Raw genomic sequence first — 15496 nt, forward strand, 5'->3', positions numbered from 1 at the left:
CGTCAGGCTATGCCAGAAGCGGAAGCCCGCGCTCCCGGTCCTGTGCTCCGGCTGTCGGAGGCACCCAGTAGTTTGGGGTCCGGTCAGGAGGGAGCTCTTCCAGGTGGAGCGCAGGACAATCGGTGCGGCAGCCCTCGAAGTGGGCGGGGTCGGCCTCGGCTGTATGCCGATGAGCTGGGCGTATTCCGCCTCCGAACAGGACGGCGAGGAGTCGCTGCGCGCGGTGCACACGGCGCTGGACTCCGGGGCGACGCTGCTGGACACGGCCGACATGTATGGGCCGTTCACCAACGAGCTGCTGGTGGGGCGCGTGCTCAAGGAGCGGCGGGGCGAGGCGTTCGTCTCGACCAAGTGCGGGCTGCTCGCGGGGGATCAGCACATCGTCGCCAACGGCAGGCCCGGCTATGTGAAGCGGGCCTGCGACGCCTCGCTGCGCCGCCTCCAGACCGAGACCATCGATCTGTATCAGCTCCACAGGGTCGACCCCGAGGTCCCGGTCGAGGAGACCTGGGGCGCGATGGCCGAGCTGGTCACCGCCGGCAAGGTGCGTGCGCTGGGATTCTGCGCGGTGGGCGCGCGGGCGGAGCGGCGTACGTCGACCGTGACAGGCGCTCCCGGGGGTACGCGGGCGCCGGGCGGCATGCACGAGACGACGATCAGGCGGCTGGAGCGAATACAGCAGGTGTTCCCGGTCAGCGCCGTGCAGGCCGAGCTGTCGGTGTGGTCGCGGGAGGCGCTGGACGGTCTGGTGCCGTGGTGCGAGGCGCGCGGGGTGGGGCTGCTGGCCGCGATGCCCCTGGGTAACGGGTATCTGACCGGGCGGCTGACCACGGGGGGCGGCTTCGAGCCGGAGGACATGCGGGCGCGGCATCCGCGCTTCACCGCGGAGATGATGGCGGCCAACCAGCCGATCGTCGCGGGGCTGCGGCGGGTGGCCGCGCGGCACGGGGAGTCGGTCACGGAGGCTCAGGTGGCGTTGGCCTGGGTGCTGGCCCAGGGGCGGCATGTGGTGCCTGTGCCGGGGGCCAAGAAGGTGCGGTGGGTTGTGGAGAACGCCGCGGCTTCCGAGCTGTTGCTGAGCGCCGAGGACATGAGCGAGATCTCTGCTCTGCCGCGTGCGCAGGGTTCCTGGGACTGAGTTCCGGGGCTTCGGCCCCGGACCTCCTGTGCGGGCGATGACAGCGGAGGGTTCCGCGCTCACCATAGGCACCCGGAGGTGGGGATTGTGTGGAAGCGGGTTGCCGGGGTCGGGCTTGTGGCTGTTCTTGCCGTGGGGTGCTCCGGGGGCGGGTCCGGGAAGAAGGAGGGCGGGGCGGCGTCCAGCCCTCCCCCACACTCGTCGGGGCCCTCGCAGGTGAAGGTGGAGCGCACCGTTGCCAGTGGGCTCAACTCGCCCTGGGGGCTCGTGCCGTTGGGCGGGGGTGATCTGCTGGTCTCCTCACGGGACACCGGGAAGATCCTGCGGGTGGACGGGAAGAGCGGCAAGAAGACGGAGCTCGGCACCGTTCCCGGGGTCTCGCCGGACGACGAGGGCGGGCTGCTCGGCATCGCGATGCGGCCGGGCGACGACCGTACGGTGTATGCGTACTTCACCACCGCGCCGGACAACCGCATCGTGCGGATGTCCTACGACGCGAAGAAGCCGCAGGGCCGGCAGCTCGGCACGCCGGACATCGTGCTCAAGGGCATCCCCAACGGCCCCATCCACAACGGCGGCCGCATCGCCTTCGGTCCGGACGGGATGCTGTACGCGGGGACCGGCGAGTCCGGCAGCCGCGGGCTCGCGCAGGACCGCAAGTCGCTGGGCGGCAAGATCCTGCGGATGACCCCCGAGGGGAAGCCGCCGGCGCAGGGCAATCCCGATCCGCGCTCCGTCGTCTACTCCTACGGGCACCGCAACGTCCAAGGGCTGGACTGGGACGCGGACAACAGGCTGTGGGCCTCCGAGTTCGGGCAGGACACCTGGGACGAGCTGAACCTCATCCGGCCGGGGCGCGACTACGGCTGGCCCGAGGCCGAGGGCAAGGCGGGCAAGCGCGGTCTCACCGACCCGGTCGAGCAGTGGAAGCCGGCCGAGGCCTCGCCGAGCGGGCTGGCCGTGGCGAAGGGCTCGGCGTGGATGGCGGGGCTGCGCGGCGAGCGGCTGTGGCGCATCCCGCTGAAGGGCGCCGAACCGGCCGGGAAGCCCAAGGCGTTCCTGAAGGGCGAGTACGGGCGGCTGCGCACCGTCGTGTCGGACGGCCGCGACGGCCTGTGGCTGGTCACCAGCGAGACCGACGGGCGGGGCTCGCCGGAGGACGGCGACGACCGCATCCTGCACCTCAAGGTTTCGTGATCGGGGACCCGTTCAGGACAGACCAGCGCGGTGCGCCAGCGCCGCCGCCTCGCCGCGTCCCGAGACCCCGAGCTTGGCGAGGATGCCGGAGACGTGGACGCTCGCCGTCTTCGGCGAGATGAACAGCTCCTCGGCGATCTGCCGGTTGCTGCGGCCCGCCGCGACCAGCCGCAGCACCTCGCGCTCCCGCCGCGTCAGCCCGAACTCCTCGGCGGGGGCGGATTCTGGGGCGGCAGGCTCGGGTTCCTCGACGGCGGCGGCGCCCAGGGAAATCCGCGCCCGCGCGGCGAGTTGGCGGATCTCCCGGAGCAGCGGCGCCGCGCCCAGCCGCTCCGCCGTGCCGCGCGCCAGGTCCAGCAGCTCGGCCGCGTACTCCCTCTCGTCCCTGCCGTGCCCGGCGTCCAGCAGCGCCTCCGCCTGGCCGTGCCGGGCCAGCGCGCAGGGGTACGGGCGCGCCAGCGCACCGTGGGCGGCGGCCGCGCGCCCCCACTCCCCCGGCGCTGACCGTCCCTCGGCGCGGCCGAGTTCGGCGCCGGTGAGCAGGGAGTACGCGGACCAGACCGGGGACGGGTGCGGCAGCCGCCTGGCCGTCTCGCGCAGCCGCGCGAGCAGCGCGTCCCTCCCGCTCCTCGCCGCCGGTACGCCGCGCAGCGCTGCCTCGCCGGCGGCCGCCGCGTGCAGCAGTGGCCAGCCGTGCCGGTGCATGCCCGGCGGAAAGCCCAGGTCGAGCTGCTCGGTCAGCAGCCGCCGCGCCTCGGCGACTTCGCCGCGCCGGTACGCCAGGGCCATGCCGTAGTGGCGGAGCGGGATCGCGGACTGCGGCGGCGTCCGTACGCCCGCCGCCTCCTCGGCGGTGGTGTACGCGGCGGCCGCGCGCCCCTCCTCTCCGCGCAACAGGTGCAGCCGCACCGCCAACAGCGCCGCCCACAGGCGGCGGTCGGGAGTGCGGGCCTCCGCCGCGGCCTCCCCCGCGAGGCGCCCGGCCTCCTCCCACTCCCCCAGTTCGGTGAGCGATTCGGCCTTGTTGACCAGCGCGAAAACGGCGTGCGCGGGGCGGCCGTGCGCGCGGGCCGTGCGGAGGGCGCGCTCGGCCGCGCCGATCGCCTCGGGGGAGCGGCCCAGCGACTCCAGCTCGGCCGAGATGTTGATGTCGGCGCGCGCCGCCTCCCCGAACTCGCCCTCGGCCAGCGCCTCTTCGCGCGCCGCCGCCATGTCAGCGAGCCCGCCCCGTACGTCGCCGGCGTCGGCCCGCAGCGTGCCGAGGGTGATCCGGGCGCGCAGGCCCGTGGAGGCGGCGCCGACGACGCGGGCGAGTTCCACGGCGCGCTCCGCCGTCTCCAGCGCCTCGGGCCCGGGGCGGTGCATCATGCCCCAGCCCGCCGCGCCCGCCAGCACCTCGGCGTGCACGGCCGAGGGCGGGAGTCCCCGCACCAACTCCTGCGCGCGGGCCACCTCCTCCCAGCCGTCGCCCCTGCCCAGGTGCTCGGCCAGCAGCGACCGCTGCACCCAGAACCACGCGGCGCGCAGCGGATCGACGCCGCCGTCGGACGCCTCTCCGCTCCCGCTCCGCACCGACCCCTCAGGCCCCAAGCCCTCCGGACCGAAGCCCTCCGCCCCGAAGCCGTCCAGCGCGCGCCGGCTCAGCGCCAGCGCCCGTTCGGGCTCGCCGCCGATGCGCGCGGCCACCACCGCCTCGGCGAGCAGATCCGTGAACGAGAGCGAGGCTGGGGCCTGTTGCGGTGCGCTGACCAGGTCTCCCGTACGGGATTCCGCCGCACGCTGCGGGCGCTCGGCTCGTACGGGATAGACCTCGGCGTGGTCCACGGGCCGCAGACCGGCGCGCACCTCATCGGGCACCTCGTGCCACAGCTCGATGGCGCGCTCCAGCAACTGGTGCTGCTCGGCGTACGCGTGCCGGCGGCGGGCCTCGACGGAGGCGGCGAGCACGGCGGGGAGGGCGCGCGCGGGTTCGCGGCCGTGGTACCAGTGGTGCGCCAGCAGCGTGCGGCGTTCCTCCGCCCGTACCAGCCCGGGTTCCTTCTCCAGCGCGCCCGCGTACAGGCGGCTCAGGCACGCCCCCTCGCCCGGCAGCAGGTCGGCGGCGACGGCCTCGCGGAGCAGCGCGTGGCGGAAGCGGTACCCCTCGCCGTCCTCGGTAGGCCGCAGGACATGGGCGCCGACCGCCGTTCGCAGCGCGGCCAGCAGGTCCTCCTCCGGGAGCCCGCACACGGCGGCCAGCAGGGGGTGCGCCACCCGGGAACCGCCCTGCGCCGCGGCCCGCAGCACCCGCTGGACCTCCTCGGGCAGCGCCTCGACGCGTACGAGCAGCAGGTCGCGGAGCGAATCGCTGAGGGCGCGGGAGGAACGGGCGTCCTGCGCGAGGAGTTCCTCGACGAAGAAGGGGTTGCCGTCCGAGCGCGCGAACACCTCGTCGACCAGGGCGGGTTCGGGCTCGGGTACGCCGCGGATGCCGGCGATCTGGGCGCGCACGGCGTCCCGTCCCAGCGGCGGCAGCTCGATCCTGGCGGCGCCGCGCAGCCGGTCGAGCTCGGCGAGGAAGGGGCGCAGGGGGTGGCCGCGGCCGGTCTCGTCGGTGCGCCAGGTGGCGAGGAGCAGCAGCCGCGCGGGGCGGAGCGAACGGTGCAGGTAGCCGAGCAGTTCGCGGGTCGAGCGGTCGGCCCAGTGCAGGTCCTCCAGGGCGAGGACGACGGTGCGGGAAGCGGCCAGGCGCTCCAGCAGCAGCGCGGTCAGCTCGAAGAGGCGGGCGCGCGCCTCCTCGCCCTCGCCGTCCAGGGGTGGTGCGCCGGAGCGCGGGGCCAGCTCGGGGAGCAGCCGCGCGAGCTCGCGTTCGCGGCCGCCCGCCGCCTCGGCGAGCGCGGCGGGGCCCAGGGTGCGGTGCAGATCGCGGAGCGCGGTGACGAACGGCGCGAACGGGAGCCCGTCGGCGCCGAGGCCGAGGCAGGCGCCGGTCGCGGTGACCGCGCCCCGCGCACGGGCGCCGCTCAGGAACTCCTCCAGCAGCCGGGTCTTGCCCACCCCCGCTTCGCCGCCGAGCAGCAGGGCCTGCGGACCGGCCTCCGCCGCGCGCGCCAAGGCGGCGTCGAGCGCGGCCAGTTCGCCCTCGCGGCCCGCGAAAACGGGGCTGGGCGCGGGGTGTCCGGTACGGAGGGGCACGGTGCCAAGAATGACACCGGGCACACGGGCGGGCACGGGTGCGGGACCGGGCGCGGGCACCGGTACGGGAGCGGGCGCCACTACCCGCGGGGGCTCCGCCGCGCGAGGGCCCGCCGCGCGAGCGCGTGCTCGGCGGCCGATCGCCGCAGGTCGGCGACGCGGAGGCGGGCCACCTCGCGGACGGTGTGCGGCGCGTGCACATGGGTCATCTCCAGCTCCCTGCAACGAAGTCGAGGCACCGCGGAGTGCGGTGCCTCGACTGTCGTGCGCGGGGAGGGAGCGCCACATCGGGCGACTGCCCTGTACGGGGCCGCGTGCGGCCTCAGATCGGGGGCCCGGGGTCCTCAGACGACCACGCCGGGCCGGGCCCGACCCCTTGCTGGCCTTACTGGCCGGGGATCTTGGGCGCGGGGGCGAACAGGTCGAAGAACATGCCGCCGCACACGACCAGCCCGATCACGCCGAGCAGCAGGCCGCCGAGGGCCACGGGGCGGGCCCAGCCGCCGCGGTGCGCGCGGCCGGCGAGCACGCCGAGCAGCACGCCGCCGACGAGCACGGCGGCCAGCGCGAACATGCCGTTGAACAGGGCGGTCATGTGCCAGGGGCCGCCGTACATGGCCTGGATCTGGTCGCCGCCACCGCCGCCGGGGCCGCCCATCTGGGACTCGATCTGGCCCATGAGCTGCTTGCGCGCCTGCATCTGCTCGCTGAGCGAGGTGCCGGTGATCGAGGCGAGGCCGAGGCCCGCGCTGATGATCGCGGCGGCGCCTGCGCCGAGGCCCGTACGGCCCGAGTCCTTCGGCTCGTCCTCCTCGTCGAGGACGTACTCCGGGTAGGCGCCGGAGGGCAGAGCCGCCTCGCGGTCGTCGTGCCGCGCGTCGTCCCCGTCGTCCTCGCGGTCCTGTGACCGGTCCTCGTCGCGGGCCGCCGTGTCCTTCGCGAGGGCGGTGGTCTCCTCCCGCTCCTCCTCGGCCTCCGGCCTATCGGCCTTCGCCTCGTCGGCGGCCTTCGCCGCCTTCTTGTCGGTCTTGGTGTCGCTCTCGGTAGCCATGGGGCCCGACCGTAGAGGCCATACCTGAATTTCCCATGAGAACCGAGGGACGCTGTTCCGGAATCGTGATGTCCGCGTTCGCGAGCCGCTCCCGAGCCCCCTCCGAAGCCCCTTCGGGAGCCGGTCCGGAAGCCGGTTCGGGCGGCTCGATGCTGAACCTCGGCAGCCGCTTCTCCAGCCATCCGGGAAGCCACCAGTTGGCGCCGCCGAGCATGTGCATCAGCGCCGGTACGAGGAGGGTGCGCAGCACGAACGCGTCCAGCGCCACGGCCGCCGCGAGCCCCGTGCCGAACATCGCCACGACCCGGTCGCCGCTCAGCACGAAGGCGCCGAACACCGCGATCATGATGACCGCCGCCGAATTGATCACCCGCCCCGTCTCGGCGAGACCGATGCGGACGGCGCGGGCGTTGTCCCCTGTGCGGCGCCACTCCTCGTACATCCTGCTGACCAGGAAGACCTGGTAGTCCATGGACAGGCCGAAGAGCACCGAGACCATGATCACGGGCAGGAAGGGCTCAATCGGCCCGCCGCCGCCCAGGGTGTCCCCGAGGCCGCCGAGTCCCACGTGCTCCAGCAGCCAACTGCCCCAGCCCCACTGGAAGAGCGCGACCACGATGCCGAACGAGGCGGCCACGGCGAGCACGTTCATCAGCGCCGCCTTGAGCGGTATGCCGACGCTGCGGAAGGCGAGCAGCAGCAGCGCGCAGCCCAGCGCGATCACCACCCCGCCGAACAGCGGCAGCTTGCCGAGGATCAGGTCGGCGAAGTCGTCCTGGCTCGCGGTGAGCCCGCCCACCTCGGTGCGCAGCCCGCTGCCCTCGGCGGCGTCCGGCAGCACCTGGGTGCGCAGCCGCTCCACGAGCTGCGAGGTCCGCTCGTCCTGCGGCGCGCTGTCCGGCACGACGGTGAGGGTGCCGGTGGTGCGGTCGGCGTTCAGCTCGCCCGGGGAGACGGAGGCCACGCCCGGGGTGCCGCGCAGCCGGTCCGGGAGCTCGTCGAAGGCGACCTCGGCGGCCGAGCCGTCGATCTTCGCGACGAGCGTCAGCGGCCCGTTCGAGCCGGGCCCGAAACCCTTCGCCATCAGGTCGTACGCGGCCCGGGTGGTCGATCCGGGGCTGCCGTTGCCCTGGTCCGACGTCCCCAGATGGAGCGCGCCGACGGGCAGCGCGAGCACCAGCATCAGCGCTGCGGCCAGCCCTCCGAGCACCCGTGGCCTGCGCCCCACGAAGGCGGACCAGCGCGCGGCCAGACCCCGCGGGGCGGCCAGGCCCCGGGGCGCGGCGCGCTCGTCCACGCCCTCCGGCGGCACGCTCCGGCGCTCCCTCCGGCTCAGCGCGCGCCGCCCGATCACCCCGAGCAGCGCGGGGAGCAGCGTGACCGAGGCGAGCACGGTGAGCGCGACGGTCAGCGAGGCGGCGACGGCGACCCCGTTGAGGAAGCCGAGCCGCAGCACCAGCATCCCGAGCAGCGCGATGCACACGGTCGTGCCGGCGAAGACCACGGCCCGCCCGGTCGAGCCGACCGCGCGGGCAGCCGCCTCCGGCACGGAGAGCCCGGACTTCAGCCCCGTACGGTGCCGGGTCACGATGAACAGCGCGTAGTCGATGCCCACGCCGAGGCCGATCAGGGTGCCCAGCATCGGCGCGAAGTCGGCGACCGTCATGAAGTGGCTGAGCAGCCCGACGCCCAGGGTCGCCGTGCCCACCGAGACCACCGCGGTGATCAGCGGCAGCAGCATCGCGGCGAACGAGCCGAAGGCGAGCAGCAGCACCACGGCGGCGACGGCCAGGCCGACGCCCTCGCTGAGGTGGCCGCTCACGCCCTCGGTGAGCGCGACGCCCGCGCCGCCGGCCTCGACCCGGAGCTTCTCGGGGCCGCCCTCGGCCGTCTTGGCCTCGGCGACGACCTTGCGCACCTCGGCCTTGTCGAGCTGGTCGGAGGGCTTGGTGAAGGTCACGGTCGCGTACGCGGTGCGCCCGTCGCGGCTGACCTGGCCCTCGCCGCCCTGCTCGTACGGGCTCTGCACGCCGGCGACCCCGGGCAGCCCCTCGATGCGGTCGAGGGCGCGGTGCACACGCTGTTCGACGGTGGCCGAGGTCACCCCGGCGCCGCCGTCCCCGGCTCCGCGCCCGGTGTGCCAGACCACGGTGTCCGCGTCTCCCGCCTGGTCGGGGAAGCCGGACTTGAGCAGGGCGGTCGCGCGGCCCGATTCGGTGCCGGGGGCCTCGTACTCCGCCGAGTAGGCGGAACCGGCGAGTCCCGCGCCCGTTCCGGCCAGCGCGAGGACGGCGAGCCAGAGGGCGATCACGAGGCGGCGGCGCCGCAGGCACCAGCGGGCAAGGGCGGTCACGGAGGCCGTCCTCCTCCCAGGTCGGGGCGTCGAGCGGGTCCGTCCCGGGAGGCGGGCGGGGGCCGAGCGCGGTCGTACGGGGGTGCGTCCGGTGCACGATTGCAGCCCGGGGTGATCCTTTGTGTTTCTTGTGGTGATGCCCACAAAAAGCACGCACCGGACGCATCGCCCCTGTACGGGGGAGTCCGCTCAGCCGGAAACGGATTCCTTGCCGTCCTCGATATGCCCCATCAGACGGCGCCGGAACGAGTCGTCCCCCTCCGCCGTCAGCTCCAGGTCGTACCAGCCGTGCGCATCCGCGGCCGGGTGCGCGACGGTGCGGCTCGCCCCTGCGGAGATCCGCAGGGTGCGCGGCTTGGCGTCGCCGTACGCCAGCGGGCGCAGGACCAGCGCGAGTTCCGCCCTGCCCGTGTTGCGCACGGTCAGGTGGATCTCCCGGCGGCCCGCGTCCACGCGAGTGGACACCCCGGCCGCGGCCGCCGGCCCGTCCGCGCTCCCCTTGAACTCGCGGCGGAATCCGTTCGGCCCGGTCAGCGCGAAGTCGTACGCGCCGTCCTTGACCGGCACCCGCACCTCGGCCCCGGACCCCGCCGCCACGTCGTGGTGCTGCGGCGCCTCGTACTCCTCCGTGTACGGGTAGAGCGCGAAGTGCACGCTCTCGGTGCCGTCGTTGCGCAGCGCGAGCCGGAAGGTCCCGGCCTTCGCGTCGAGCCCGCCGTCGGCGTCCGGCTGGTACGGGAGCGCGCGTGCGGGGCGCGTGCCCTTCTCCTGCTGCGGGAGCTTCTGATCGGCGGGCGGGCGCGGCTTCCAGCGGCGGGTGAACTCCGGGATCTCCCCCGGCTCCTCGACCTCCGGCAGCCTCCTCGTACGGGAGAAGTCGAACGCCGAGGTCAGGTCGCCGGTGACCGCCCGGCGCCAGGCGCTGATGTTGGGCTCGCGCACGCCGGTCCACTTCTCCAGGAAGCGGATCATCGAGGTGTGGTCGAAGACCTGCGAGCACACGTAACCGCCCACGGTCCAGGGCGAGATGACGGTCATCGGCACGCGCATGCCGAGCCCGGTGGGGCTGTCCTCCCAGAACTCGTCCTCGGTCCCCGGCGGCGGAACGGGCGGCGGCACGTGGTCGAAGAAACCGTCGTTCTCGTCGTAGGTGAGGAAGAGCGCGGTGCGCCGCCACACCTCGGGGTGCTTCCCCAGCGCGTCGAGGATCTTGTAGACGAGGGTGGCGCTCTGGATCGGCGAGGAGCCGCCGGGGTGCTCGCAGTCGGCCTCCGAGGCGACGATGTACGAGACCTCGGGCAGCTCGCCCTCTGCGACATCGTCCGCGAACTGCTGCGCGGTGCTGCCCGGTTCGCCGCGGAACAGCGCCCGGTCGAACGTACGGCGCTCGCGCGGGCTCATCGCCTTGAGCCCCTTCTGGAGCTGGGCGTCCAGCTCCTTGCGGCCCGCCTCGTCCGCGTCCTGGAGCTTCTTGTAATAGGCGGTCATGTTGGAGGCGCCGCTCACCCCGGCGAGCGCCTTCTTCATCACCGCCTTGTAGCTCGCGTAGAACTCCAGGTTGTTGTCGGTGAAGTTGTCCCACTCCTGGTAGACGCGGTAACTGTGCCCGGCCTTCTCCAGCCGCTCCGGGTACGTGGTCCAGTCGTAGCCGGGGTGGGTGTCCTCCGCGTAACAGTCGTTGTTGACCGCGCGCCCCTTGCCGCCCGGCTCGAAGCCGGTCCAGCCGCTCACCATGTGGTTGCGGTTCGGGCTGGTCGAGCTGTGGATGGAGGAGTGGTACGCGTCGCAGATCGTGAACGTGTCGGCCAGCTCGTAGTGGAGCGGCACGTCCTTGCGGTCGTAGTACGCCATGGTCGCCGCGGTCTTGGCGGTGACCCAGTTGTCCATCCAGCCCTTGTTCCAGGCGCGCTTGGCGCCGTTCCACGAATGGTCGAGCGCGCCGATGTACTGGAGGTCCTGCTTCTGCTTCTCCGCCGCCTCCCGCACGGAGAAGGGCAGCACACTGCCGATGCCGAGCAGTCCTGGCTGCTCGAACACGCTCTTCCCGCCGGGGAGTTGGACGGCGTTGCGGTCCCCGTAGCCGCGTACCCCGCGCAGAGTGCCCAGGTAGTGGTCGAAGGACCGGTTCTCCTGCATGAGGATGACCACGTGCCGGATGTCCCGCAGACCGCCGCCCGGCGCCGCGGGCTGCTCGGCGATCGCCTCGCGCAGCGAGGGCGGCAGCAGCGAGCCCGCCGCCGCGGCACCGGCGGCGCCCGCGCCCAGGGCGAGGGCGCGGCGGCGCGATATGTCCGTGGCCATATGAGCCTCCTGTGGGGAATGTGGAAAGCGTGGGAAACGTAGCGGCGGCCCGTGCACGCGATCAATCCTCCGGAGGTACGCGGGATGAACGGGGGTGCGGGCGTTCCTGCGCACGTACGCGGCGGCGGTGGCCGTTGGCCGGTTGGCCGGTGACGAAATGCTGACGTCCTCGCGCGAAGGCTGGTCCGCCGCCGGGGACCGTGCTCGACTCGGCGTGTGGGCAGGGAACGTGGAGAGGGCGACGGGCGCGGCACCCCCGTGGGGCGCCGGGTGGTGCTCGGCATGGCCTTCGCGGGTGTCGCCGGAATCGCCGCGGCACCCTCGCTGCAGCGTGCGTACGAGGGCACCGTGGGCGCCCTCGCGCAGCGCGACCCCACGGGGCTGAGCGGACTCGTCCCGGCGGGCGGCGGCTTCCGCTACTACTCCGTCGCCGCCTCGGTACCGCACCGCACCGCCACCGGCTATCGGCTCACCGTGGACGGCCTGGTGGAGCGCCCCGCCTCGTACACCCTCGCCCAACTGCGCGCGCTGCCGCAGACGCGGATCGTGCGGGACGTGCAGTGCGTGACCGGGTGGCGGGTGCCGGGAACGCCCTTCGAGGGCGTACGGCTCTCCCGGCTGCTGGACGCCGCGGGGGTGCGGCCGGAGGCCGGGGCCGTGCGCTTCACCTGCTTCGACGGCACCTACAGCGAGAGCCTCACGCTGGAGCAGGCGCGCCGCGGCGACGTGCTGGTGGCCCTGCGCATGCGGGACGGCCCGCTGCCGCACGCGCACGGCGGCCCGGCGCGCCTCTATGTCGCCCCCATGTACTTCTACAAGTCGGCCAAGTGGCTGTCCGGCATCACCGTCACCGAGCACGCGCGGCCCGGCTACTGGGAGCTGCGCGGCTACGACGTGAACGCCTGGGTCGGCCACTCGAACGGGCGCGACGATGCCCCGACGCTCTGACCTCCGCCGCGAACTCCCGGGCTCCGTACGGCGCTTCACCCGCGCCGAGCGCTGGGTACACAGGTGCACCGCCACCCTCATGGCGGTCTGCGTCCTCACCGCCGGCTTCCTCTACCTGCCGTTCCTCGCCGAACTCGTGGGGCGGCGCGCCCTGATGGTCCGGGTGCACGAGTGGTCGGGGATCCTGCTCCCCGCGCCGCTCCTGCTGGGCCTCGCCTCGCGTGCGCTGCGCGCCGACCTCACGCGGCTCAACCGGTACGGCCCGCACGACCGCCGCTGGCTGCGCGCGGCCCTGCGACGGCGCCCCCGCCTGTCGGGCCGCCCCGCGGGCAAGTTCAACGCCGGGCAGAAGCTGTACGCGGCGTGGATCGCGGGCGCCGTGCTGGTGATGACCGGCACGGGCCTGCTCATGTGGTTCACCCACCTCGCGCCGCTGGTGTGGCGCACGGGCGCGTCCTTCGTGCACGACTGGCTGGCGATGGCGGTCGTGGTGGTCATCGCCGGGCACGTGTGGATGGCGTACGGCGACCCCGAGGCCCGGCACGGCATGCGCACCGGCGAGGTCACCGAGGAGTGGGCGGAACGCGAGCATCCGCTGTGGGAGCACGGCGCGCGGGAGGGCGGAAGGAGGGAGAACGCTGGTTCTCCCTCCGACGGCGACGGCTGACGTACCGCCTCACAGCAAGGCCGCCCCCAGCTCCGCGAGCTGCCCCGCGCCCAGGTCTCCCTCCCCCGGCGCGACCAGCGGCTGGACCGCCACGTGATCGGCCCCGGCCTTGTGGTGCGCGGCCACCCGCCGCCGTACCGTCTCCTCGTCGCCCCAGGCCACCAGGGAGTCGACCAGCGCGTCGCTGCCGCCGTCGGCGAAGTCGTCCTCGGAGAAGCCGTACCGCCGCAGATTCCGCGTGTAGTTGGGGAAGCCGAGGTAGAACGCGAGGTGCGCGCGCGCCGCCTCGCGGGCCTTCGCGGGGTCGGACTCCAGCACCACCGCCTGCTCCACGGCGAGCAGCGCGCCGCCGCCCATCGCCTCGCGCGCGGACGCGGTGTGCTCCGGCGTCACGCAGTAGGTGAGCGCACCCGCGGCGCGCTCCGCCGCGAGCCCGAGCATCTTCGGGCCGAGGGCGGCGAGGACCCGGGGCGGGGGCCCGGTGGGCGGGAGCGCCGCGTGGAACTCGGCGGCGTCCAAGCCGTCCAGGTACGACCGCATCGCCGCGAGCGGCTTCTCGTACGTGTGCCCGCGCACCTCCACCTGCGGCGCGTGGCTGGCCCCGAGCCCGAGAACGAACCTTCCCCCGTGGGCCTCGGCGAGGGTGAGCGCCGCCGCGTTCGCCGCGGTGGCGTCGCGCACCCAGATGTTGGCGATGCCCGTGCCCACGGCCAGCCGCTCGGTCGCGGCGAGCAGCAGCCCCGCGTGCGTGAACGCCTCCTTGGTCGCGGCACCCTCGCCGAACCACAGCGCCCCGTACCCCAACTCCTCGACCCGCGCGGCGAATCGGCGCGCCTCCTCGGCGGGCGCCCGCAGCAGCGCGCCCTGGAACACCCCGACCCGTCCGAGCCGCGCCTTCACTCCCTCGTGGTCCTGCGACACGGTCGCCCACCCCTCCCTGATCCGGTGATCGCTTACAGCGAGTGCACCGTAACCCCGTACGCCCCCCGCACACGCGAAACGGCCGTCCTCCCAGGGGACTTGCCCCGGGAGAACGGCCGTTCTCGCACGCATCAGCGCAGCTCAGCGTGGTTCAACGCCACTCAGCGCCGGTCCACTCCGCGTGGAGGGCGCTCAGCCCTCCACCCCAAGCTTCTCCAGGATCAGCTCGCGCACGCGGGCCGCGTCGGCCTGGCCGCGGGTGGCCTTCATGACCGCGCCGACCAGCGCGCCGGCGGCCTGGACCTTGCCGCCCTTGATCTTCTCGGCGATGTCCGGGTTGCCGGCCAGCGCCTCGTCCACGGCGGTGTTCAGGGCGCCCTCGTCGGAGACGACCTTGAGGCCGCGCTTCTCGACGACCTCGTCCGGGCTGCCCTCGCCCGCGAGCACGCCCTCGATGGCCTGCCGCGCGAGCTTGTCGTTGAGCGAGCCCTCGGAGACCAGCGCGCAGACCCGCGCCACGCCCTCGGGCGTGATCGCCAGGTCGGAGAGCTCGACGCCCTCCTCGTTGGCGCGCCGGGCCAGCTCGCCCATCCACCACTTGCGGGCCGAGGCGGCGTCGGCGCCCGCGTCGGTGGTGGCCACGATGAGCCCCACCGCGCCGGCGTTCAGCACCGACTGCATCTCGTGCTCGGAGATGCCCCACTCCTCGCGCAGCCGGTTGCGGCGTACGCGCGGAAGCTCGGGCAGCCCGGCGCGCAGCTCCTCGACCCACTCGCGGGACGGGGCGACCGGCACCAGGTCGGGCTCGGGGAAGTAGCGGTAGTCCTCGGCGTTGTCCTTGATGCGGCCGGACGTGGTCGAGCCGTCCTCCTCGTGGAAGTGCCGGGTCTCCTGCACGACCTTCTCGCCCGCGCCGAGCACCGCGGCGTGCCGCTGGATCTCGAAGCGGGCCGCGCGCTCCACGCTGCGCAGCGAGTTGACGTTCTTCGTCTCGCTGCGGGTGCCGAACTCGGCGGTGCCCTGGGGGCGCAGCGAGAGGTTCACGTCGCAGCGCATCTGGCCCATCTCCATGCGGGCCTCGGAGACGCCGAGCGCCTTGATGAGCTCGCGCAGCTCGGCCACGTACGCCTTGGCCACCTCGGGGGCGCGGGAGCCCGCGCCCTGGATGGGCTTGGTGACGATCTCGATCAGCGGGATGCCGGCGCGGTTGTAGTCGAGCAGCGAGTGCGAGGCGCCCTGGATGCGGCCGGTCGCGCCACCGATGTGGGTGGACTTGCCGGTGTCCTCCTCCATGTGCGCGCGCTCGATCTCGACCCGGAAGACCTCCCCGTCCTCGAGCTGCACGTCGAGGTACCCGTCGAAGGCGATGGGCTCGTCGTACTGCGAGGTCTGGAAGTTCTTCGGCATGTCCGGATAGAAGTAGTTCTTCCGGGCGAAGCGGCACCACTCGGCGATCTCGCAGTTCAGGGCGAGGCCGATGCGGATCGCGGACTCCACGCCGGTCTCGTTGACCACCGGCAGCGCGCCGGGCAGTCCGAGGCAGACGGGGCAGACCTGGCTGTTGGCGTCGGCGCCGAGCGCCGTCGCACAGCCGCAGAACATCTTGGTCTTGGTGCCGAGCTCGACATGGACCTCCAGGCCCATGACGGGGTCGTAGGACTCCAGAGCGTCCTCGTACGACACCAGGTCAGTGACGGTCACGGAAACGTAAGCCTTTCTTCTTCCGCGTCGCGGGGGCAGCGTGCG

11 protein-coding genes are annotated in these 15496 nt (G+C 73.7%); 4 read left to right on the forward strand and 7 right to left on the reverse strand.

Annotated features, from left to right (window positions below; translation table 11 throughout):
• Nucleotides 1-103: 103 nt before the first annotated feature.
• Both ABEE00_RS27630 and ABEE00_RS27635 read left to right on the forward strand, forming a co-directional pair.
• Nucleotides 104-1138 (forward strand): aldo/keto reductase, encoded by a 1035-nt coding sequence (locus ABEE00_RS27630; protein ID WP_345748414.1) that lies wholly within the window; start codon nt 104-106, stop codon nt 1136-1138.
• An 87-nt stretch (nt 1139-1225) separates the two neighbouring features.
• Complete coding sequence (locus ABEE00_RS27635; protein WP_345748559.1) at nt 1226-2335, forward strand: PQQ-dependent sugar dehydrogenase; 1110 nt, start codon at nt 1226-1228, stop codon at nt 2333-2335.
• Nucleotides 2336-2347: 12 nt separating this feature from the next.
• On the opposite strand, the gene ABEE00_RS27640 is transcribed toward ABEE00_RS27635, so the two are convergent.
• The 5 genes from ABEE00_RS27640 to ABEE00_RS27660 all read right to left on the reverse strand — a co-directional run bounded on the left by ABEE00_RS27640 (nt 2348) and on the right by ABEE00_RS27660 (nt 11214).
• Entirely contained in the window at nt 2348-5509 is a 3162-nt protein-coding gene (locus ABEE00_RS27640) for a helix-turn-helix transcriptional regulator (RefSeq protein WP_345748415.1), read from the reverse strand.
• An 80-nt stretch (nt 5510-5589) separates the two neighbouring features.
• Nucleotides 5590-5718: a hypothetical protein gene (locus tag ABEE00_RS27645; protein WP_345748416.1), complete on the reverse strand. Its 129-nt coding sequence runs from the start codon at nt 5716-5718 to the stop codon at nt 5590-5592.
• A 176-nt stretch (nt 5719-5894) separates the two neighbouring features.
• A complete protein-coding gene (locus tag ABEE00_RS27650) occupies nt 5895-6560 on the reverse strand; it encodes a GHMP family kinase ATP-binding protein (RefSeq protein ID WP_345748417.1) in 666 nt (221 codons plus the stop codon).
• Complete coding sequence (locus tag ABEE00_RS27655; protein WP_345748418.1) at nt 6490-8913, reverse strand: MMPL family transporter; 2424 nt, start codon at nt 8911-8913, stop codon at nt 6490-6492. Before ABEE00_RS27655 ends, ABEE00_RS27650 begins: the two co-directional genes overlap by 71 nt.
• 189 nt (nt 8914-9102) lie before the next feature.
• Nucleotides 9103-11214, reverse strand: coding sequence for a phosphocholine-specific phospholipase C (locus tag ABEE00_RS27660; RefSeq protein WP_345748419.1), 2112 nt, complete (start codon nt 11212-11214; stop codon nt 9103-9105).
• A gap of 216 nt (nt 11215-11430) precedes the next feature.
• Here ABEE00_RS27660 and ABEE00_RS27665 point away from each other — a divergent pair, with 216 nt between their 5' ends.
• Both ABEE00_RS27665 and ABEE00_RS27670 read left to right on the forward strand, forming a co-directional pair.
• Nucleotides 11431-12162, forward strand: a complete 732-nt coding sequence (locus tag ABEE00_RS27665) for a molybdopterin-dependent oxidoreductase (protein ID WP_345748420.1) — start codon at nt 11431-11433, stop codon at nt 12160-12162.
• On the forward strand, nt 12146-12829 hold the full coding sequence (locus tag ABEE00_RS27670; RefSeq protein ID WP_345748421.1) for a cytochrome b/b6 domain-containing protein: 684 nt from the start codon (nt 12146-12148) through the stop codon (nt 12827-12829). Before ABEE00_RS27665 ends, ABEE00_RS27670 begins: the two co-directional genes overlap by 17 nt.
• Nucleotides 12830-12838: 9 nt before the next feature.
• On the opposite strand, the gene ABEE00_RS27675 is transcribed toward ABEE00_RS27670, so the two are convergent.
• Nucleotides 12839-13750, reverse strand: a complete 912-nt coding sequence (locus ABEE00_RS27675; protein WP_345748422.1) for a TIGR03620 family F420-dependent LLM class oxidoreductase — start codon at nt 13748-13750, stop codon at nt 12839-12841.
• A 192-nt stretch (nt 13751-13942) separates the two neighbouring features.
• Complete coding sequence (gene gatB / locus ABEE00_RS27680) at nt 13943-15451, reverse strand: Asp-tRNA(Asn)/Glu-tRNA(Gln) amidotransferase subunit GatB (protein WP_345748423.1); 1509 nt, start codon at nt 15449-15451, stop codon at nt 13943-13945.
• Nucleotides 15452-15496: the final 45 nt, after the last annotated feature.

Origin of the sequence: Streptomyces odontomachicola (assembly GCF_039605595.1) — a bacterium.
Classification (GTDB): domain Bacteria; phylum Actinomycetota; class Actinomycetes; order Streptomycetales; family Streptomycetaceae; genus Streptomyces.

Coding starts and splice junctions, on each gene's coding strand:
- ABEE00_RS27660 (WP_345748419.1), bottom strand. CDS start 11,214: ATGGCCACGGACATATCGCGCCGCCGCGCCCTCGCCCTGGGCGCGGGC.
- ABEE00_RS27645 (WP_345748416.1), bottom strand. CDS start 5,718: ATGACCCATGTGCACGCGCCGCACACCGTCCGCGAGGTGGCCCGCCTC.
- ABEE00_RS27650 (WP_345748417.1), bottom strand. CDS start 6,560: ATGGCTACCGAGAGCGACACCAAGACCGACAAGAAGGCGGCGAAGGCC.
- ABEE00_RS27670 (WP_345748421.1), top strand. CDS start 12,146: ATGCCCCGACGCTCTGACCTCCGCCGCGAACTCCCGGGCTCCGTACGG.